Source organism: Rhodococcus sp. NPDC006774 (assembly GCF_040636045.1).
In the GTDB taxonomy this organism is placed as follows: domain Bacteria; phylum Actinomycetota; class Actinomycetes; order Mycobacteriales; family Mycobacteriaceae; genus Rhodococcoides.
In genome coordinates, this window is the sequence record NZ_JBEYIW010000006.1 from 132306 (window position 1) to 152715 (window position 20410).

The 20410-nt window shown below is 66.1% G+C and carries 17 protein-coding genes and 1 riboswitch; of the genes, 5 read left to right on the forward strand and 12 right to left on the reverse strand.

Annotated features, from left to right (window positions below):
* The first annotated feature begins 34 nt into the window (after positions 1-34).
* The 3 genes from yaaA to mgtE are packed head-to-tail and all read left to right on the forward strand — an operon-like array spanning position 35 to position 3375.
* Positions 35-778, forward strand: a complete 744-nt coding sequence (gene yaaA, locus ABZ677_RS11535) for a peroxide stress protein YaaA (protein WP_358369678.1) — start codon at positions 35-37, stop codon at positions 776-778.
* Positions 775-1986: a DUF2786 domain-containing protein gene (locus tag ABZ677_RS11540; RefSeq protein WP_358369378.1), complete on the forward strand. Its 1212-nt coding sequence runs from the start codon at positions 775-777 to the stop codon at positions 1984-1986. The genes yaaA and ABZ677_RS11540 overlap by 4 nt, the downstream gene beginning before the upstream one ends.
* 42 nt (positions 1987-2028) lie before the next feature.
* Positions 2029-3375 (forward strand): magnesium transporter, encoded by a 1347-nt coding sequence (gene mgtE / locus ABZ677_RS11545; protein ID WP_094649900.1) that lies wholly within the window; start codon positions 2029-2031, stop codon positions 3373-3375.
* Positions 3376-3388: 13 nt separating this feature from the next.
* Here mgtE and ABZ677_RS11550 read toward each other — a convergent pair whose 3' ends face one another.
* The 11 genes from ABZ677_RS11550 to mqo form a co-directional block, all read right to left on the reverse strand.
* Positions 3389-4876, reverse strand: coding sequence for an MFS transporter (locus ABZ677_RS11550; protein ID WP_037189596.1), 1488 nt, complete (start codon positions 4874-4876; stop codon positions 3389-3391).
* A gap of 7 nt (positions 4877-4883) precedes the next feature.
* Positions 4884-6164 (reverse strand): uroporphyrinogen-III C-methyltransferase, encoded by a 1281-nt coding sequence (cobA, locus tag ABZ677_RS11555; RefSeq protein WP_358369381.1) that lies wholly within the window; start codon positions 6162-6164, stop codon positions 4884-4886.
* Positions 6131-7813: an ATP-binding cassette domain-containing protein gene (locus ABZ677_RS11560; protein ID WP_094742071.1), complete on the reverse strand. Its 1683-nt coding sequence runs from the start codon at positions 7811-7813 to the stop codon at positions 6131-6133. Before ABZ677_RS11560 ends, cobA begins: the two co-directional genes overlap by 34 nt.
* A gap of 53 nt (positions 7814-7866) precedes the next feature.
* A complete protein-coding gene (locus ABZ677_RS11565; RefSeq protein WP_037189599.1) occupies positions 7867-9534 on the reverse strand; it encodes an alkaline phosphatase D family protein in 1668 nt (555 codons plus the stop codon).
* Positions 9535-9591: 57 nt separating this feature from the next.
* Positions 9592-10608: a zinc-binding alcohol dehydrogenase family protein gene (locus tag ABZ677_RS11570; RefSeq protein ID WP_358369386.1), complete on the reverse strand. Its 1017-nt coding sequence runs from the start codon at positions 10606-10608 to the stop codon at positions 9592-9594.
* A gap of 2 nt (positions 10609-10610) precedes the next feature.
* Positions 10611-10997: a cobalamin biosynthesis protein gene (locus tag ABZ677_RS11575; RefSeq protein ID WP_358369388.1), complete on the reverse strand. Its 387-nt coding sequence runs from the start codon at positions 10995-10997 to the stop codon at positions 10611-10613.
* Positions 10998-11009: 12 nt separating this feature from the next.
* A complete protein-coding gene (locus ABZ677_RS11580) occupies positions 11010-12404 on the reverse strand; it encodes a cobyrinate a,c-diamide synthase (RefSeq protein WP_358369391.1) in 1395 nt (464 codons plus the stop codon).
* Complete coding sequence (gene cobO, locus ABZ677_RS11585; protein WP_037189604.1) at positions 12398-13018, reverse strand: cob(I)yrinic acid a,c-diamide adenosyltransferase; 621 nt, start codon at positions 13016-13018, stop codon at positions 12398-12400. Before cobO ends, ABZ677_RS11580 begins: the two co-directional genes overlap by 7 nt.
* 10 nt (positions 13019-13028) lie before the next feature.
* Positions 13029-14969: a magnesium chelatase subunit D family protein gene (locus ABZ677_RS11590; RefSeq protein WP_358369395.1), complete on the reverse strand. Its 1941-nt coding sequence runs from the start codon at positions 14967-14969 to the stop codon at positions 13029-13031.
* Positions 14970-15009: 40 nt separating this feature from the next.
* Positions 15010-15160, reverse strand: a riboswitch (cobalamin riboswitch).
* A 51-nt stretch (positions 15161-15211) separates the two neighbouring features.
* The gene (locus tag ABZ677_RS11595) at positions 15212-15688 is read right to left on the reverse strand and encodes a GNAT family N-acetyltransferase (protein ID WP_027496727.1); all 477 of its coding nucleotides are present in this window, start codon (positions 15686-15688) and stop codon (positions 15212-15214) included.
* A gap of 11 nt (positions 15689-15699) precedes the next feature.
* The gene (mqo, locus tag ABZ677_RS11600; protein ID WP_037189608.1) at positions 15700-17220 is read right to left on the reverse strand and encodes a malate dehydrogenase (quinone); all 1521 of its coding nucleotides are present in this window, start codon (positions 17218-17220) and stop codon (positions 15700-15702) included.
* 191 nt (positions 17221-17411) lie between these two features.
* Here mqo and ABZ677_RS11605 point away from each other — a divergent pair, with 191 nt between their 5' ends.
* Both ABZ677_RS11605 and mtr read left to right on the forward strand, forming a co-directional pair.
* The gene (locus tag ABZ677_RS11605) at positions 17412-18452 is read left to right on the forward strand and encodes an alpha/beta hydrolase (protein WP_358369399.1); all 1041 of its coding nucleotides are present in this window, start codon (positions 17412-17414) and stop codon (positions 18450-18452) included.
* Positions 18449-19834 carry a mycothione reductase gene (mtr, locus tag ABZ677_RS11610; RefSeq protein ID WP_094742075.1) on the forward strand — a complete coding sequence of 462 codons (1386 nt, stop codon included), beginning with the start codon at positions 18449-18451 and terminating at the stop codon, positions 19832-19834. The genes ABZ677_RS11605 and mtr overlap by 4 nt, the downstream gene beginning before the upstream one ends.
* A gap of 6 nt (positions 19835-19840) precedes the next feature.
* Here mtr and ABZ677_RS11615 read toward each other — a convergent pair whose 3' ends face one another.
* Positions 19841-20407, reverse strand: a complete 567-nt coding sequence (locus ABZ677_RS11615; protein ID WP_358369403.1) for an alpha/beta hydrolase — start codon at positions 20405-20407, stop codon at positions 19841-19843.
* Positions 20408-20410: the final 3 nt, after the last annotated feature.

Below are 20410 nucleotides of genomic sequence, written 5' to 3' on the forward strand. Positions count from 1 at the left end.
AGCAGGCGGCCGTACAGTGAGTAGCCTCGAGCCCGTGCTGATTCTGCTGCCTCCCTCCGAGACGAAGTCCGACGGCGGTTCCGGAGCACCTCTCGATCTGGACCGACTGTCGTTGCCCACGTTGACACCGCTCCGCCGAAAGCTCGCCGATGCGCTGGTGGAACTCTCCGGCGACGTCGACGCGTCTATCGCGGCGCTCGGCCTCGGCCCCACCCAGGTCGACGAGATCGAACGCAACGCTCGGTTGTGGACCTCACCCACCACACCTGCGCTGCAGCGCTACACCGGCGTGCTCTACGACGCCCTCGACGCGGCGTCGTTCACCCGGGCCGGTCGTGCCCGAGCGGACGCGAGGCTGTGGATCGGCTCGGCCCTGTTCGGGGCCGTCCGTGCCTCCGATCCGATTCCGTCCTACCGACTCTCCGGTGGATCGACCGTGCCGAACTTCGGGACGCTGCGATCACACTGGAAGCCCGAACTCTCCGACGCCATCGACGCCGAGGACGAGGGGATCGTCGTCGACCTCCGATCGGGCACCTATCAGCAGCTCGGGCCCGTCCCCGGCGCGATCACCGCAACGGTGCTCACCGAGAAGCCCGACGGCAGCCGATCGGTGGTGAGCCACTTCAACAAGCATCACAAGGGCCTGCTCGCGCGCGCGTTGACCCTGACCACCGCCGAGCCGAAGGACGTCAAAGCCGTTGCGCGCGTGGCGTCCAAGTCCGGACTGCGCGTCGAAGTGGCGTCGAGCACCGAATTGATCGTGCTCACCGAATGAGCGAGATTCCGGGACTGCTCCGCCGCGGTGCCGACGCCTCGGTCGGCAAGACCAAGAGCCAACGCGTCGCCGACGACGTCGCAGATCGACTGGTTTCGCTCGACGCGACCGAACTCGGCTCTCGGGCGCTGACGAACATGATCGAGACGATGTACGAAAATGGTTGGCAGCCCATGGATCTCGTGCACGTCGTGCGGCGTCAGCACACGGTGGCCGTCGCCGATCTCGCTGCCGCGGTATTGCTGCATCAGGCCGATCTCACCGACGCCGCCTCTCGGGCCCCACAGGACTGGGTGGATCAGATGTCCACGGTCTGTGAGCAGTTCCCGAAGGTTGCGGCCCGGGTCGAGGCCACGCCCGATTTCCTGACCGCGTACCTGACGTCTTCCGGTAAGACCGATTACATCGCGGCCAGTGATCAGTGGCTCGACGTACTCACCCTGCTCGGTCGATGGCAGACATTCCCCCGGTGGCCTCAGCTCGGCCCCAAGCCGTCCCAGTGGCCGCGCACTCGCCCCACGGTGTCGGGTGTCGCCGGCTCCGACTCCCCGAACACCAAGATGCTGAGCAAGATTCGCGGTCTACTGGCCAAGGCCGACGCCACGGACTTCGAGGAGGAGGCCGAGACGCTCACGGCCAAGGCGCAGGAGTTGATGACGCGCTACTCCATCGACACCATGTTGCTCTCCCAGGGCCACATCGATATTCACGGCCGACGCGTTCATGTCGACGGCCCGCATGCCCCGGCCAAGGCGCAGCTGTTGCACGTGGTCGGAACCGCCAACCGCGTCAAGGCGATCTGGGATCCGGAGTTCGCCGTCGCCACCCTGGTCGGAGCTCCGGTGGACGTGGAACAGACCGAGTTGCTGTTCACCTCTCTGCTGGTTCAGGCAACGCGCGCCCTCGGGCATTCGCCGCAGGCGAAGAAGCGCAAGAAGGCCGGATCGGCAGCGTTCGGAAAGGCATTCCTGTACGCGTATGCCATCCGTATCGGAGACCGTCTGACCGACGCCGACGCGCACGCCCTGGAGGAGGCGCGTCACGAATCAGGTGATCTGCTACCGATTCTCGCCGCGCAGACCGTCGCCGTCGAAGCCGAATTCGATCGATTGTTCCCTACGGCGAAGCCGATGCGCGGTCCACGCCTGGACGCCGAGGGATGGGATTCGGGCCAGGCCGCGGCGGATCGTGCGGATCTCTCGCGCTGAGGTATGTGAGTCGACCGCCCGTTCGCAAGGCAAAATGGTTCTGTGCCCGAAACTCTCGACGACATCATGACGCGAACGTCCGAACTCCTGACCGACCGTGACATGGCCGCACTGTCCACTCTGATGGCCGAGCTGTCGACGACCGATGCGGTGCGCGTGCTCGAGCGTGTCGACTCGTCCCGACGCGCGGTGTTGTTTCGCCTTCTGCCCAAGGACGAGGCGGTGGCGGTCTTCGAGCGCTTCGACGCCACCGTTCGCGGTGAGTTGTTCGAGAGTCTTCGCAGCTACGATGTGATCGCTCTGTTCGAGGAACTCGACCCGGACGACCGTGTCGAATTGCTCGACGAACTCCCCTCCAACGTCGCGCATCGACTGTTGGTGGGCTTGTCCCCCGACGAACGCGCACTCACCGCCCCCATGCTGGGATACGACCGCAGATCGGTCGGCCGCCGCATGAGTCCGGAGTTCGTTCGGCTACGGACCGCTGCGACCGCCGGCGACGCCCTCGATGCCGTGCGTCGTACCGGCTCGGACGCCGAGTCGGTGTATCTGTTGCCGATCACCGACGATCACCGCACTCTGTTGGGGGTGGTGACGCTCGCCGATCTGGCGACAGCGGCACCGAGCACTCCGGTCGGCGATCTGTACTCGGATCATCCGGTGGTCGAGGCCGATTCGTCAGCGGAGGAGGCTGCACGGCTGTGCTTCGAGCACCGTAGCCCTGCGGTGGTGGTGGTCGATTCCGAGCAACGGCTGATCGGCATTCTCACACTCGAGCAGTCCTCTCGAATCCTGGAAGAAGCCGAGGACGAGGACGCCGCTCGCGCGGGTGGCTCCGAGCCGCTGCGTCGGCCGTATCTGTCGACGCCGGTGCTGTCCATCGTTCGCTCTCGCGTGGTGTGGTTGCTGGTGCTCGCGCTGTCGGCCATCCTCACGGTGCAGGTTCTCGAGATCTTCGAGCACGCGCTCGCCGCAGTCGTCACTCTCGCGCTGTTCATTCCGTTGCTGACCGGAACCGGCGGCAACACCGGCTCGCAGGCCGCGACCACTGTCACGCGGGCACTCGCGCTGGGTGACGTGCGACCGCGGGACATCGCCGCGGTGCTCTTTCGCGAGGTTCGGGTCGGAGCGACGATGGGTGCGATGCTCGGCACCTTGGGCTTCGTCATCGCCGGACTCGTCTACGACTGGCACCTCGGAGTCGTCATCGGAACGACGCTGCTGTCGATCTGCACGCTTGCGGCGACGGTCGGCGGCGCGATGCCGCTGATCGCGAAGAAGATCGGGGTGGACCCGGCGGTCTTCTCGACGCCCTTCATCTCCACCTTCTGCGATGCGACGGGGTTGATCGTCTACTTCCTCATCGCGAAGGCCGTACTGGGCGTGTGATCAGCCCTGCTCGTCAGCCCTTCTGGGCGCTTTCCTGCGCAGCCTGGGCCTGAGCGACCTGCTGCGGGGTGAAACGAATGAACACCGCAGCGATTCCCGCGACCACGGCGCAGACGGCGCAGCAGAACAACGCGAACATGTAGCCCGAGCTCAACGCATCGAGCTGGGTGTCGTTCATCAGCGTCGCCGGTCCCGAGATGCCGCCCAGGGACAGGGTGCGCGAGGTCACCAGCGCGCCGATGACGGCCAGCGCGAGCGGCCCGCCGAGGGTCTGAGCAACCAGGGCGATAGCGGTCAACGGGCCGATCTCGGTGGGGCTCACTCCGGCGATGGCGCACAGCGGGAGTGGCACGACCGTCAGGCCGACGCCGAATCCGATGCCGATGACGGGGAAGAACAGTCCGGGGAAGTACGACGAATCCGCGTTCATCGTCGCGACCGACACCATCAGCCACCCGACCATGATCACGGCACCGCTCAGAATCAGCCACCGTGGGGCGATGCGGGTCACCAGCTGCGAGGCCAGGAATGCGGCGGCACCGAGCCCGAAGGCGAACGGCACGAACGCCAGGCCCGCGTGCAACGGGCTGTATCCCAGGATGTCCTGAACGAACAGAGCCACGTACGCGGCGAGGCAGAACATCACGCCACCGGCGAAGAAGATGGCCACGAACGTCGCCACTCGGTCTCGGCTGCCGAACAGCGAGAACGGGAGCAGCGGGTTGTCGGCGCGTCGCTCCACCATCAGGAACAGCCCGAGGAAGAGCAGGCCGGCGATCAGCGAGACGATGACGATCGGATTGGTCCAGCCCAGTTCGGTGCCCTCGCTCAATGCCAGCACCACGCCGGTGCAGCCGAGCGTCGCCAGAATCGCTCCCGGCACATCGAGCGGTAGCTTCGCCCCCACCGTCTCCTGCAGCGACACGACCGCGAGCACCACGATGACGACACCGATCGGCACGTTGATCAGGAAGATCCACCGCCACGACACCTCGGTCAACGCACCGCCGATGATGAGCCCGGCGATGGAACCGACACCGGTCATGGCCGCGTAGATCGCGATGGCCTGGTTTCGTACCGGGCCCGGCGCGAAGGTGGTCGCCACCAGCGCGAACGCCGTCGGCGACGCCACCGCGGCACCTACACCCTGGAGCGCGCGCGCCGCTACCAGCGTCGCCTCGTTGACCGCGAGCCCACACAGCAGGGATGCGACGGTGAACAGCACAACGCCGGCCAGGAACATCTTCTTTCGGCCGAAAGCGTCACCGAGTCTGCCGCCGAGGAGCATCAGCCCACCGAAAGCGAGAGCATACGACGTGAGCACCCAGTTGCGTCCGGCATCGGACAGACCAAGATCGGCCTGCAACGGTGCCAGAGCGAGGTTGGCGACCGTGCCGTCGAGCACCACCATCAACTGCAGGCCGCTCAGGACGATGATCGCCAACCCGAACGCTCGGGTCGTCACCGGGTACTTGACCTCGGTACTGGAGGTATCGGACATCGATGATTCAGGCACGGGCGTTCACGTTACCGGCGTGTACAGAGAAACCGGCAACGGTTCCGATGACCACGATCGCCGGAGGCCTGATCTCCGCATCGCGAACCGCATCGGCGACGGTGCTCAGAGTCGCACGAACTTCACGCTGGGTGCGCATGGTGCCTTCCTGAACGACGATCACCGGGGTGTCGGACGGCCGGCCACCGGCGATGAGAACGTCGGCGAAAAGGCCGATGCGTTCGACGGCCATCAGCAACACGATGGTGCCCTTGAGCTTGGCGAGCGCGTTCCAGTCGACGAGCGAATCGGGATGGTCGGGAGCCACGTGGCCGCTGACGACGACGAACTCGTGGGTGACGGCGCGATGCGTCACCGGGATGCCTGCGGACGAGGGCACCGAGATAGCGCTGGTGATACCGGGCACCACGGTCACCGGGATTCCCTCGGCAGCCAGCGCTTCGAGCTCCTCGTATCCCCGACCGAACACGTAGGGATCGCCGCCCTTGAGCCGGACGACGAATTTGCCTGCTTTCGCGCCGTCGATCAATGCCTGATTGATCGCCTCCTGCGCCATCGCGCGGCCGTACGGAATCTTCGAGGCATCGATGACCTCCACGTGCGGACCCAGTTCGGCCAACAGTTCGGGCGGTGCGAGCCGATCGGCCACCACGACGTCGGCGTAGGCGAGCAGCCTGCGTCCGCGGACCGTGATGAGGTCCGGATCGCCGGGTCCACCACCGACCAGCGCGACGCCCGTCAACGGCGCATGGGCCGAGTCGGCGACCACACCGGACTGCAGGGCTTCGACGACAGCATTGCGTACCGCGGCCGATCGACGGTGTTCGCCGCCCGCGAGGACACCGAGGGTCAGCCCGTCCCATTCGGCCGACGCCGGGGTGACCGCGGTGCCGTCCTTGGCGATGTCGGCTCGCACGCAGAAGATCTTGGACGCGGTGGCCTCGGCGACGATGGCGATGTTGGTCTCGGCCTCGTCGGTGCACGCGACGGCGTACCAGGCGTCGGCGAGGTCGCCCTCGCGATAGTCGCGCAACTCCATGCTCACCTGACCGGCCGTCGCCATCGCCTCCACAGCGGGCGTTGCCTCCCGGGTGATGACGTGTACCTCTGCACCGCAGGAGATCAGCAACGGCAATCGACGCTGCGCGACGGTGCCGCCACCGACCACGACGACGCGTCGACCTTCCAGATTGAGGCCGACCAGATAGGGAGAGTCAGTCGCGTTCACGAGAGGAAACGCTACCGCGCGCGCTGCACCCGCTTTTCGTCCCATACGGGCTCATCGGATTCGTAGGCCTGACCGGTGCTGCCGAACACGAGGAATCGGTCGAAGCTGCGAGCGAACCACCGGTCGTGGGTCACGGCGATGACGGTGCCGTCGAACGCTGCGATCGCGTCTTCGAGTGCGTCTGCGGACATCAGGTCGAGGTTGTCGGTCGGCTCGTCGAGCAGCAACAGGGTGGCACCGGAGAGTTCGAGCAGCAGAATCTGGACGCGCGCTTGCTGGCCTCCGGAGAGATTGTCGTACGACTGTTCGGCGGCGCGGGCCAGACCGTAGCGGTCCAGTGCCCGGCCGGCAGCCTCTCGGCCCATGCCGTCGCGGTGTTCGTTGCCCATGTGCAAGATGTCGAGGAGCGTGTTGCCCGCGAGATCCGGCCGAGTGTGGGTCTGCGCGAACAGGCCGGGCCGAACACGAGCGCCGAGCACCGCGGTGCCGGTGTGTGGAACCGGATCGAGGGCCAGTTCCTGAACCGGCTCGTGTTCCTTCTCCGGATCCGTACCACCGTTGGCGAGCAACCGCAGGAAGTGCGATTTGCCGGAACCGTTGGAACCCAGCACCGCAACGCGGTCTCCGTACCAGATCTCGGTGTCGAAGGGCTTCATCAGTCCGGTCAGTTCCAGAGCCGTACACACCAATGCGCGCTTGGCTGTTCGGCCGCCACGCAGACGAACGGTGACGTGCTGCTTCAACGGCACCGCTTCCGGCGGTCCGGCCTCCTCGAACTTGGCCAACCGAGTCTGGGACGCGTGGTAGCGAGCAGCGACCCCGTCGTTGAACTTGGCCTTCTCCCGCAGGCGCAGCACCAGTGCCCGGAGTTTGACCAGTTCCTCGTCCCACCGGCGTCGCAGTTCGTCGAGCCGAGCATTCCGGTCCTCACGCGCAGCGTGATACGTCGCGAACCCGCCGCCGTGCACCCACGAGGTGGCACCGCTGACGCCCGGTTCCAGCGTCACGATCCGATTCGCGGCGTTGGCGATGAGCTCCCGGTCGTGGCTGATGAACAGGACGGACTTGTCGGAATCGCGAATGGTCGCTTCGAGCCAGCGCTTGCCCGGCACATCGAGGTAGTTGTCCGGCTCGTCGAGAAGCAACAGATTGTCGGTGCCGGCGAACAACGCTTCGAGTACGAGGCGTTTCTGCTCACCGCCACTGAGGGTCGACGCAGCGCGCCACTTCGCGCGGTCGAACGGCATTCCGAGTGCTGCCGTGGTGACCTTGTCCCAGAACGGCTCGAGGTCGTAACCGCCGACATCGCCCCAATCCGACAGGGCCTGTGCGTATTTCATCTGGGTCTTCTCGTCGTCGACCTCGATCATCGTGTTCTCGGCTGCGTCCAATGCCGCCGCGGCCGTTCGCACGGCCGGGGACGCGACCGACAGCAACAGATCACGCACGGTCGAGTCGTCGCGCAGCTGGCCGACGAACTGCCGCATCACCCCGAGCGAACCGGAGCTCGACACCGCCCCCTCGTCCGGGGTCTCGTCACCCGCGATGATCCGCGTCAGCGTCGTCTTGCCGGTTCCGTTGGGCCCGATCAGGGCGGTCTTGGCACCGTCGCCGACCCGAAACCCGACACCGTTGAGCAGCTGCCGTCCGTCGGGCAGGAAGTAGACGATGTCGTTCAGTTCGAGGTGGGCCACAACGAACCAGCCAACCTCATCGGCCCGGCGATGGCCAATCGTTTACTCGACCACTAGGCGAGGGCCAGGGTCGACGTCTCGGTGAGCACCTGCTTGCCCGCATCGTCGACGTGGGCGTGGTGCACCCGCAACCGCGCGGAGTCGCCGTGCAGGGTCAGCAGCATGACGCCGTTGGCGAACCACGGACCGGCCTCGGCCTCCCATTCGACACCGGACGGGCCCACGTGGGCCGCGCGCGCGAGCTTGGACAGAATTCGGGCGGCGGGACGCTTGATGGCCAACTTGTTGACCGCACGAATCGGCAGATCGAGCGGATTGCGGAACGGCGACATGGTGAGCTGATACGTGGCCGGTACCGCGCGCCCGCCGACCCCGAAGTCCGCGTTCGCCACGTAGGAGCAGTGGACGTCGCCCGAGAGCCACATGATCGAGGCGGGTGTGTTCTCGCCGCGGGAGAGCTCACGCGTCAACGCCGCCATGTCGTTGAACGAGTTGGTGAAGGCAGCCCAGTGTTCCAGGTCCAGGCCGATTCGCATCTTCTCGGCCACCTTGGCCGGCATCGACCCCCAACTGCCCTGCGCCACAGCCTCGTTCCACTGTTCGAGGTAATGCAGGGCGGGCAGCATGAGGTAGGGCAACGACGACCCGAACAGCAGGTGCCGGGGGCTGGCTTCGAGTGCGCGGTCGCGTACCCACGCCCACTCCTTCTCGTCGACCATTTCTCTGTTGTCCGGATCCAGGTTTCGAGAGCAGCGGGAATCGATCATGATCAGCCGCGTGTCGCCGAAGTCGCGATAGAAGCTCCAGCGTCCGGTTTCGGGCTTGCGGTCGACCCGTATCGCGAAGTCGGACAACAACTTCTCCCGTTCGGCGTCGGTGTCGGCCGACCGAACCGCGGCGTACATCTCGTCCTGCGCCAACTCCTTGGGCGAGAGGTTGCCCAGGTGCTGGTACACCCAGTACGACGAATATGCGCCGACCACGCGATCGTTCCACCACGGCCGAGTCACGATGTCGCGACGCCACGAGGCGGACGAGTTCCAGTCGTCGCGCAGATCGTGGTCGTCGAGGATCATGCACGACGGGATACTCGCCATCAGAGTCCGTACCGGCTCGAGTCCCCACGATTCCCGGTACAACCAGGAGTACTCCTCGAAATCGCAGATCTCGTTCTCGGCGTCGGTCCCGATCGCACTGGAGGGACCCTCGCCCGAGCGTCGGCGCGCCTGGAGCCGTTCGACGATCTCCGGCGATGGGTCGTCGGCGTAGACCTGGTCACCGAGGAGCAGCAACGCCTGCGGCCACCGACTCGGATCCTGCTCGATCAGCGCGTTCCCCAGCCCGGCCAAGGCGTCGGCCCCGATCTGCTTCAAGGATTCGTCGCTGTAGTTGTCGCCCCGTCGACACGATCCGAAGGCGAGGGTGACAGGTCCCTCGGCGTCGACGGTGTGGATGGCGGCCGTCCGACCCTCCGGCGGCCACACGCGACGGTCCTCGACGAACACCTCGTAGGTCACCGTGGCGTTGGCCGGTAGTCCCTCGAGCGGCACCAGCGCGTAGTGGTGGCCGTGCACTCCCCACGTCCGCTCGGAACCCCGGACGCCGGCGTCGGTGACGACCGAAATCGTCGCCGATTCGGCCATCTCGAACCACAGGGTCGCCGTCTCGGTACCGACGTACCGAACGATCGGGCCGAGTAGGACGGTGCTGTCGGAAGTCATTGGTTCCACATTGCCCGCGTCGGCCCGCTTTCGCCAGTCAGTGGCGCGGATCGGTTCTCACGAGCGGGCAGCGACCACGACCTTGCCCCGTACGTGCCCGGCCTCGACCAACCGATGCGCTTCGCGTAGCTGCTCGGCGTCGATCGGAGACAGAACCGTCGTGGCAGTGGTGCGCAGCGAACCCGCATCGACGAGCTCGGCCACCCTGGTCAGCAGCTCGTGCTGGCGAATCAGATCCGGTGTTTCGTGCATCGGACGCGCGAACATGAACTCCCAGTGCCACGAGATCGCCTTCGTCTTCAGCGGGAGAACGTCGAGCGTCTCGGGATCGTCGATCGCGACTATCTGTCCGAACGGCGTCAACAGGTCGGCGTAGATCTCGACCTGCCCGGAGGAATGGGCGGTGAACACGTAGTCGATGCCGTCCGGTGCCACTCGACGTACTTCGTCGCGAAGATCGCGGCGGTGATTCACGACGTCGGCTGCACCGAGAGAACGGACCCACTCCACGGCGTCCTCGTCCGCTGCCGTCGCGATCACGCGTACGCCGGGAACGAGGGTCCGAAGCAGCTGCAGCACAACAGATCCCACACCTCCGGTGGCTCCCACCATCAGTAATGTTCCGGTGGTCTCGGCAGTGATGCGGAGCTTGTCGAACAGTCCTTCCCAGGCGGTGATCACGGTGAGCGGCAACGCCGCGGCCTGTGCGAAATCGAGGGTCGCCGGCTTCTTCGCCACGATGCGTTCGTCCACCGCATGGAACTGCGAGTCGGTCCCGGGTCTGCCGATGTCTCCCGCGTAGTAGACCTCGTCCCCCGGTGCGAACATGGTGACGTCGGCACCGACGGCGCGCACCACACCAGCGGCGTCGAACCCGAGGACCTTCGGGACGCCCTGCGGATCGCTGCCGGCACGGACCTTGACGTCCACCGGGTTCACCGACACCGCTCTCACGTCGACCAGCAGGTCTCGCGGCCCCGCGGTGGGCACGTCGATGACCACATCGGTGAGGCTGGCGGGATCGTCGATCGGAAGCGAGCGGGTGTAGGCAACGGCTTTCATCGTCTCGGTCATACCTACAGGATGGCCTGAACCCCCGGTCCACCGTCAAGGCAGAGCGCGACAACGGCAACGGTGACACCGTCCAGACCGAACCTGGGTACCGCCAACTCCGTCGAACGGCCGGCCAGCAGCGCCGCTGCTTCGGCGACGCTGGCACTTCCGACGGCACGGAGCACCCGGACCGACACGGTGGGCGTGACGACGGTCGACAGTTCACTCGCCGAGTAGGTCACGCCCCGAACCCCCATGCTCGACGCCACCGCGGCCACCAGTTCTGCTTTTCGGTCGATCGAGGCGATGGCCTCGACATGCCAGTCCGGTTGCAGCACTGTGGAGATCGCGGCCACGACGTCGGCGGCATCGACGCCGGCTCGGGCACCTATTCCGACGACCACCCGCATTCTGGGCCGGCTCTACACGCGCGCGTAGTCGATGGCAGCGGAGACGAATCGGGTGATCGACTCGGGATTGCCCGCGGCATGGGTGTGCAGGTACGACGCGTGGACGCCGCCCTGTACGAAGCCCTCGCGCGCCGCGGTTCTGCCGTCGGGGCTCTGCTTGTGCCAGCCCCAGGCAGCCGACGCCGCCTCGCGCACTGCGACGAGCTTCGTGCGATGGAACTCGTGGCCGGTGACACGGGTGCCCGCGTCGAACAGTGTCGACGATTCGAGGGCAACCGCGTCGCGATATCCGAGAGTGAGGGTGTTCCCGAATTCCGCGTCCACGTCGACGACCCCGGCCATGGCATGACCGTCCAATCGCCGTGCCAGATACAGCAATCCGGCGCATTCGGCGTGGATCGGCAATCCCTGGGCCGCCGCTGCTCGAACGTCCGCGAGCAGTAATTCGTTCGCCGACAGTGCGGCCGCATGCTCCTCCGGGAATCCACCGGGAAGAACGACTCCTGCTGTGCCGGGCGGCAATCCGTCACGCAGCGGATCGAACACGGCCACGTCGGCCCCGGCTGCGCGGAGCAGTTCGACGTGTTCGGTGTATCCGAAGGTGAATGCGGGGCCACCGGCAACCGCGACGACGGGCGATCCATCGGAGCTGCGTACCTCGTTCTCCGGGGACCACTGCGGTGCTGTCACCGACGATCGCGCCAGGGCGCTCACTGCCTCGATGTCGACGAACCGGGAGACGAGGGCGCTCATCGCGTCGACGGCATCGGTTGCGGCACCACCGTGTTCGACTGCGGTGATCAGCCCCAGATGCCGTGACGGGACGACCAGTTCGCTCATGCGCGGCAACGCGCCGAGTACCGGAACACCCACCCGTTCGCACGCTTGGCGCAACACGTCCTCGTGCCGCTGACTGCCGACGCGATTGAGAATCACTCCGCCGATGCGGACGCTGGCGTCGAACGTCGAGAAGCCGTGCAGCACAGCGGCAAGCGATTGACTGTGTCCGCGGGCATCGACCACCAGGATCACCGGGGCACCGAGCATCGCGGCCACTCGTGCGGTCGATCCCTCGGCGGAGGCCTCCCCCGGTCCGGTCATGTCGATCTTGCCGTCGAACAGTCCCATGACGCCCTCGACGACCGCGATGTCGCACCCCCGACTGCCGTGTCGGAACAGGGGCCCGATGCGGTCGGCACCGACCATCACGGCGTCGAGGTTGCGGCCCGGGAGCCCGGCCGCGAGCGAGTGATATCCGGGGTCGATGTAGTCCGGCCCCACTTTGAACGGTGCGACGGTGCGACCGGCATTGCGCAGCGCACCCATCAGTCCGGTGGCCACCGTCGTCTTTCCGCTGCCCGACGCGGGGGCCGCGATCACCACTGCGGGACAGGACGCGTTCACCATTCGATGCCTCGCTGACCCTTGCGTCCCGCGTCCATCGGATGCTTGACCTTGGCCATCTCGGTGACCAGGTCCGCCGCCTCGATCAGTTCACGGGGTGCGTCGCGTCCGGTGATGACGACGTGCTGATTGCCGGGTCGGTGGGTCAGGACGTCGACCACCTCGGCGACGTCGACCCACCCCCACTTGAGTGGATAGGTGAACTCGTCCAGCACGTAGAACCGGTGCGACTGCTGCTCGATTCGTCGAGCGATCTCCCGCCAGCCCTCTGCCGCAGCCTCGGCATGGTCGACATCGCTGCCCTTCTTGCGAGTCCACGACCAGCCCTCGCCCATCTTGTGCCATTCGACGGCTCCGCCGACCCCGGTGCTCTCGTGCAGTTCGCCGAGGGTGCGAAATGCCGCTTCCTCGCCGACTTTCCACTTGGCACTCTTGACGAACTGGAACACTCCGACGTCGAAACCCTGATTCCAGGCCCGCAACGCCATGCCGAATGCGGCGGTCGATTTCCCCTTGCCCGGGCCGGTGTGCACGGCGAGGACGGGCAGATTGCGGCGCTGACGCGTCGTGAGGCCGTCCTGCGGAACGGTTCCGGGAGCCGGTACACCCTGAGGCATCGCGTACCCCCTACGCCGCTGCGCGAACGACGGCAGCGACCTGCTCCGCCGACAGATCCGCGAGGGCCACGTAACCGCCGCCGAGGCACGCCGCGAAATCTGCGGCGAGTCCGAGGCGGACCATTCCCGATTCGCAGTCGACGACCACGGAGGCGATCTTGTCCGACGCGATGCGTCCCGCGGCGATCCGGGCCCGGCCGACAGGGTCGGTACCTCCGGTGGCCCGTCCGTCGGTCAGCGCGACCACCAGCGCGCGCCGCAGCGGGTCCCGAACACGCTCTCGCAGAACGAGTTCACGTGCCTGCAGAAAGCCCTGCGCCAGTGGGGATCTGCCACCGGTCTTCATCTTTCGCAATCGCGTCACGGCCACGTCAACCGAGGACGTCGGCGGCAATACCGTCTCGGCTTCCGTGCCGCGCACGGTGATCACGGCGACCTTGTCGCGGCGCTGATACGCATCGCGCAGCAGCGACAGCACCGCACCGGTCACCGCGGACAGTCGATCTCGCGCAGCCATCGAACCCGAGGCGTCGACGACGAACACGATCAAGTTGCCCTCGCGCCCCTCCTTGATCGCACCCCGCAGATCCGCAGGCTCGAGCTTCAACCGGCCGGAGGTACGGCCGCGGACGACCTGCTGCTCGGCCGCGGCGAACAGAGTGCCCACCAGGTGCAGACCCTTGCCTGCCTCGACGGTGGGCCGTACCGACCGTCCGTGCGAGGACCGTGACCGCGAGCGGCGACCCGGCGCGCCCTCGCCCACTCCGGGAACCTCGAGCAATCGTGCTCTGAACTGCGCTCCTGGAGTACCTGCCTGCTTCTCGCTGCCGGCCCCCGAGGACGGCGGTGGTTGCGCCGACTCGTCGTGCGAATCGGAGGACTGCGTGTCGGAGGACGGGGACTGGGAGGCGTCGTCGGGAGCCTCGGGATCGGGCGCTCCCCCGCCGCCGTCGGGGTCGGGCTCCGGGTCGGGTTGTTGCTCGGCCTGCTCGGCCGCGTCCCGCATGGCCTCGTCCAACTGCTTGTCGTCGATGCCCGGCTCGTCGAAGGGATCGCGCCGACGCCGGTGCGGCAGAGCCAGTTCGGCGGCAACCCGCACGTCTTCCTCGGTCACCTCGCTCGCGCCCCGCCACGCGGCGTGCGCGGAGGCGGTACGAGCCAGCACCAGATCGGCGCGCATACCGTCGACGTCGAACGACGCACACAGCGCAGCAATACGCCGAAGTTCCTTGTCGCTCAACACCACGTCGTCGAGAATTTTCCGGGCGGCCAGAATTTGCTCGGCCACAGCGATATCGTCGTCGCGGAACTGGGCGGCGAACGCATGCGGATCACGCTCGTAGTTCATCCGGCGGCGCACGACGTTCATGCGGACATCCACATCGCGGGACGCCGTCACCTCCACTGCGAGACCGAACCGGTCGAGCAGCTGTGGACGAAGCTCGCCCTCCTCGGGATTCATCGTGCCGACCAAGACGAATTGCGCTGGGTGTGAATGCGATACACCGTCACGCTCGACGTGCACCCGACCCATCGCGGCCGCGTCGAGCAGCACGTCGACCAGATGATCGTGCAGCAGGTTCACTTCGTCGACGTAGAGAACACCACGGTGCGCAGCCGCGAGAAGACCGGGTTGAAACGCACGTTCGCCGTCGCGCAGAACTTTCTCGAGGTCGATGGACCCCACCACTCGATCCTCGGTTGCCCCCACCGGGAGTTCGACGAGCTTCGCCGGGCGCGACCCGTCCTCGTCCTCCACGGCGGGCAGCAGTGTCGCGAGGGCACGCACCACCGTCGATTTCGCGGTGCCCTTTTCCCCTCGCACCAGTACACCGCCGATATCGGGGTGCACGGCACACAGGATCAACGACAACCTCAGCTGATCCTGACCGACGATCGCACTGAACGGATATCCCGGTTCGGGAACACTCCCACTTCGCTGCACAGCCAATTCCCTTCGTGCCCGGAGTTCCGCGCCGGACGTTCGGTCGAGATACGCGAAGCCGAGCGGCGATCTGGCTGACAGGGGAATCTTCTGCTCGAAGAATCCCCTGAACACAGTGGCGGGACCGCGCCTGATTGACACAGGACTTCTCCGCGACCGACTTCGAACGGAACACTACCGCCGAACGAACGAATGCCACACACGGTATGGACCGGGTGTGGCATTCGTCGATCGAGTACTGCGGAAGGTCAGGCCTCGCTCCAGGCAGTGCCGCCGCCCCGACGCATCGGCGTGTGCGGAATGCCGTCCTCGAGAACTTCTTCGCCGTCGGGCAGGAAGCCGTGCTTGGCGTACATGTCGACGAGGTAGCTCTGAGCGTTGATCCGACACGGAGCCGAACCGACCTCGGCAAGCGCGGCTCGCAGAATCCGCGTGGTGTGGCCTTGTCCCCTGGCCGAGCGCTGCGTGCAGAGCCGGCCGATACGGAACGCCTTCTCACCGTCGTCGTGCTCCTCGAGCAGGCGGAGTGTGCACACCACTTCGCCGTCCCGTTCGAGCCAGAAGTGCCGTGTCTCGGTCAGCAGGTCACGCCCGTCCAACTCCGGGTACGCACATGCCTGCTCGACCACGAACACCTCGACACGCAGCTTCAACAGGTCGTACAACGTGCTGTTGGACAGGTCTAGTGCCCATGATCGTTTGAGAGCTGCTGCTTGCGTATTCATACCTTTTGCTATCACACACCCGTGGGCTGTGCGAGCTCACGAGCATTTTCGAGTTCCAGAGTCTTGGACGTCCAGCCCCAGACCTCGTCGAACAACGAGCTGTTCTGAGCCAGCTTGACACCGAGCGACGGGACCATTTCCTTGAGCTTGGGCTGCCAGGCGTCGTACTTGTCTCCGAAGCACCGTTGCAGCACGTCCAGCATGGCCGGAACGGCGGTGGATGCGCCGGGAGAGGCACCGAGCAGACCTGCGATCGTGCCGTCCGCAGCATTGACCACGGCTGTACCGAACTCGAGCACGCCGCCGCGACCCTTCTTGCGGATCACCTGGACGCGCTGACCCGCGGTGACGAGCTCCCAGTTCTCGCCGAGCACCGAGGGCGCGAACTCGCGCAGCGTCTCGACACGATCCGCCTGCGACTGAGCCAGCTCACTGACCAGATACTTGACGAGTCCGAGCTCGGTCACGCCGACTCCGAGCATCGACATCAGGTTGCCGGGCTTGACCGAGGAGGGCAGGTCGGTGATCTTGCCCTGCTTGAGGAACTTGGGCGACCAGCCTGCGTACGGGCCGAACAACAGACCCTGCTGGCCGTTGATCACGCGGGTGTCGAGGTGCGGCACCGACATGGGAGGAGCGCCGACAGAGGCCTTGCCGTACACCTTGGCCGAGTGCTGCTCGATCAGTGCGGGATCGGTGCACCGCAACCACTCGCCACTGACCGGGAAGCCGCCGAATCCCTTGATCTCCGCGATCCCGGACTTCTGCAGCAGGTGCAGTGCGCCGCCGCCTGCGCCGACGAACACGAACTTGGCGTTGACGGTCTTCTTGACGCCGGTGCGCTGGTTGGCGACCTTGACGTCCCAGCTGCCGTCGGACTGCTTGGTGATGTTGCGCACATCGTGTCCGAAGTGCACGGTGCCGCCCGCGGACGACAGGTAGTTCAGTAGCTGCTTGGTGAGCGCACCGAAGTCGACGTCGGTGCCCTCTTGACTCCAGTTCAGTGCCACGGGGTCGGAGAAGTCACGGCCCTTGGCCATCAACGGCAGTCGCGCCGAGAACTCGTCCTTGGAGTCGATGTACTCCATGCCTGCGAACAGTGGGTTGCCCACGAGCGCCTCGTACCGCGCCCGCAGGTACTTCACGTTCTCGGCCCCGTGCACGAAGCTCACGTGCGGAATGGGGTTGATGAAGTTCTTGGCGTCGGAGAGCACGCCGGTCTCGATGCCGTGTGCCCAGAACTGACGCGAGACCTGGAACTGCTCGTTGACGTTGAGCGCCTTGGCGATATCGACGCTGCCGTCCTTGTTCTGCGGCGTGTAGTTCAGTTCGCACAGTGCCGAGTGGCCGGTGCCCGCGTTGTTCCACGCGTCGCTGCTCTCGGCCGCGGCCGCATCGAGCCGCTCGTAGACGTCGATCGACCAGTTCGGTTCGAGCTGACGGAGCAGCGCACCGAGGGTGGCGCTCATGATTCCGGCACCGACCAGAACGACGTCGGTCTTGATCCGCTTACCCTGCTCATCTTTGGACACTGGAGAATCGACTTCCTTGTCTGTGGAGGTCTCGGCCGGTGGCGGTATCGACCGGAGAACTCTGCTGTAGAGGGCTACTCACCCGATGCGGTCAGGTTACTAGCTGGTCCTACCCCATCGGACACCACGTCAACCCGGTCTCGATTGTGCTCCTCGGACGCCGTCCGCGGCGCCCACTACAGTTGTGATCTGTGACTACCTGGGTGCCCGATGTCCTCGGCGACGGCTACGAACAGACGACCATTCCACTCGGTGACGATCCGGACGGCGAGGGGCAGGTCGAGGCCACTCTCGTGCGATATCAACCGTCGGGTGCCGCGAACTTCGAGCGCGCGGTGATCTACGTCCACGGTTTCACCGACTACTTCTTCCAGCGACACATCGCCGAGCACTTCGCCGCGAAGGGGTACGCGTTCTACGCACTGGACCTGCGTAAGTGCGGACGCTCGCGCCATGAAGGTCAGACCGCGCACTTCGTGACCGATCTGGCGATGTACGACACCGAGCTGAACGAGGCTCTCGGCCTTGTCCGCGCAGAACGCGCAGGTGCCCCGGTGCTGCTCATGGCGCACTCGACCGGCGGTCTCGTGTTGCCGCTGTGGCTCAACCGTCTCAACCGCCGGGAAGGCGGGTCGGCCGGTCTCGGCCTGGCAGGCGTGGTCCTCAACAGCCCCTGGTTCGACCTGCAGGGCCCACCCGCCATTCGCAGCGTCGGCACTGCAGCGATCGACGTCATCGGCCGATTCAGGTCCAAGACACAGGTCCCCGGCGGCGGCCTCGACACCTACGGACTGTCGCTCGCTGCGTCCGAGAACGGCGAATGGGACTACGACCTCGACTGGAAACCACTCGCCGGCTTCCCCATCACCTTCGGCTGGATCCGCGCCGTGCGCCACGGTCATGCCGAACTCCATCGCGGCCTCGACATCGGTATCCCGGCACTGATTCTGCGCTCGAAAGTGACGCACTTCTCACGCCGGTACAGTTCCGCGGTCGACGCCGCAGACGCCGTACTGGACGTCCGTCAGATCGCCCGGTGGGCCGGCTGCCTGGGCGACCGCACCACGATCGTGCCCATCGAGGGAGCCCGGCACGACGTCTTCCTGTCCACCGAGGCTCCACGCGCGCGAGCCTTCGAGGAAATGGACGAGTGGATCGAGTGGTTGCATCGAAGCGAAAGCACCGACCACGCGTCGGGCAAAGACCATACCGAGAGCGGGCACATTTCATGACCGAGCATTTCGACATCGCGATCATCGGCTCAGGATCGGGCAACTCCATCGCCGATTCGCGCTTCGAGGACAAGAAGATCGCTCTGCTCGAAGAGAATTCCACCTTCGGCGGCACCTGCCTCAACGTCGGCTGCATTCCCACGAAGATGTTCGTCTACGCCGCCGAAGTCGCGCGCACGGTGCGCGATTCCGCAAAATACGGCGTCGACGCCCACGTGGACGGCGTGCGCTGGCCCGACATCGTCGACCGCGTCTTCGGCCGCATCGACCCCATCTCGGAGGGCGGCAAGCGCTACCGCGCCGAAGGCAGCCCCAACGTCACCCTGTTCGAGGGGCATGCCACCTTCGTCGGCCCACGCACCATCGACACCGGCACCGGTTCCGTCATCACCGCCGACCAGGTCGTCATCGCCGCCGGATCGCGGCCGGTGGTGCCGCAGTCCATCGCCGATTCGGGCGTCACGTACCACACCAACAGCGATGTGATGCGTCTGCCCGAGCTCCCCGAGCATCTGGTGATTCTCGGATCCGGTTACATCGCAGCAGAATTCGCGCACGTGTTCTCGGCACTCGGCTCGAAGGTCTCGCTCGTCGCTCGCAAGGACACCTTGCTCCGCGCATTGGACGCCGACATCTCGAAGCGGTTCACCGATCTCGCCCGCGCCAAGTGGGACGTCCATCTCGACTCCGGTGATACCCGCGCAGTGTCCGAGGGCGCGCTGCACGGCGTCGAACTGGCCGACGGCACCAGGGTTCTCGGCGACGCCTTCCTCGTCGCCGTGGGCCGCGAGCCCAACGGTGACCGTCTGGATCTCGGCACCGCAGGCATCGAGCTCGACGACGACGGCCGCATCGTGGTGGACGAATTCGGACGCACCACGGCCGAGGGTGTGTTCGCGCTCGGCGACGTCTCGTCTCCGTACCAGCTCAAGCACGTGGCCAACCAGGAAGCTCGGGTCGTCCAGTACAACCTGCTGCAGGACGCGTGGCACGGCGATACCTCGGCCCTACGAACCAACGACCATCGGTTCGTTCCCGCGGCGGTGTTCACCGATCCCCAGATCGCCGAGGTGGGCATGACCGAAGAGCAAGCCCGCGACGCCGGCCTGGACATCACCGTCAAGGTCCAGAACTACGGAGATGTCGCCTACGGCTGGGCCATGGAGGACAGCGAAGGTCTGTGCAAGATCATCGCCGAGAAGGGCACCGGAAAGATCCTCGGCGCGCACATCATCGGTGCGCAGGCCCCGACCCTGATTCAGCCCCTCATCCAGGCGATGAGCTTCGGGTTGTCGGCCCAGGACATGGCACGTGGCCAGTACTGGATTCACCCCGGCTTGCCCGAGGTGGTCGAGAACGCCCTGCTGGGGCTCGAACTGTAGTTCCGACTACCAGGGGCTGGTGCGGAGCACGATCTCGGTGGCCAGCGCAGCCGGCTCGTCGGCGACGACATTCGCGCCGCCGTCGAGTTGGACCACCCGGAAGTCCGAGTAGACGAACCTTCCGCTCGCGTCGGCGGATGTGCGGCCCAGCGAGGACCCGACGACCAGTGTCGTCGGCAACTCGACCGGGGGGCAGTCCGCGGCACGCACGGTGCCCTGCTCGTCCGCGATCGCGGGGTGACAACGGTTGACCGCGATCAGACTGGCGAAGCGCCCGAAGGTCTTGGCAGCCAACGTCCATGCCGACTCCGCACCCGCTCCGCTGCCGACGAGATGCACCCACGACAGTTTGAGCTCGTCGAGAACCGTGAGGATCGCGTCGTCGCCGACGCCGTCGATGCTTTCCAGCGCAACGGTTTTCAGATCCGAATTGTGCAGCCGTTCACTGACGGCGTCGTACACATCCACCGGATCGCCTGCATCGGGAAGCAAGAGAACGGCGTGCCTGCTGTCCGGGCCTGCCACTCGCACCGAACATTGCCCACCCGCAGCACTCACATGCGTGAACTCCATGGG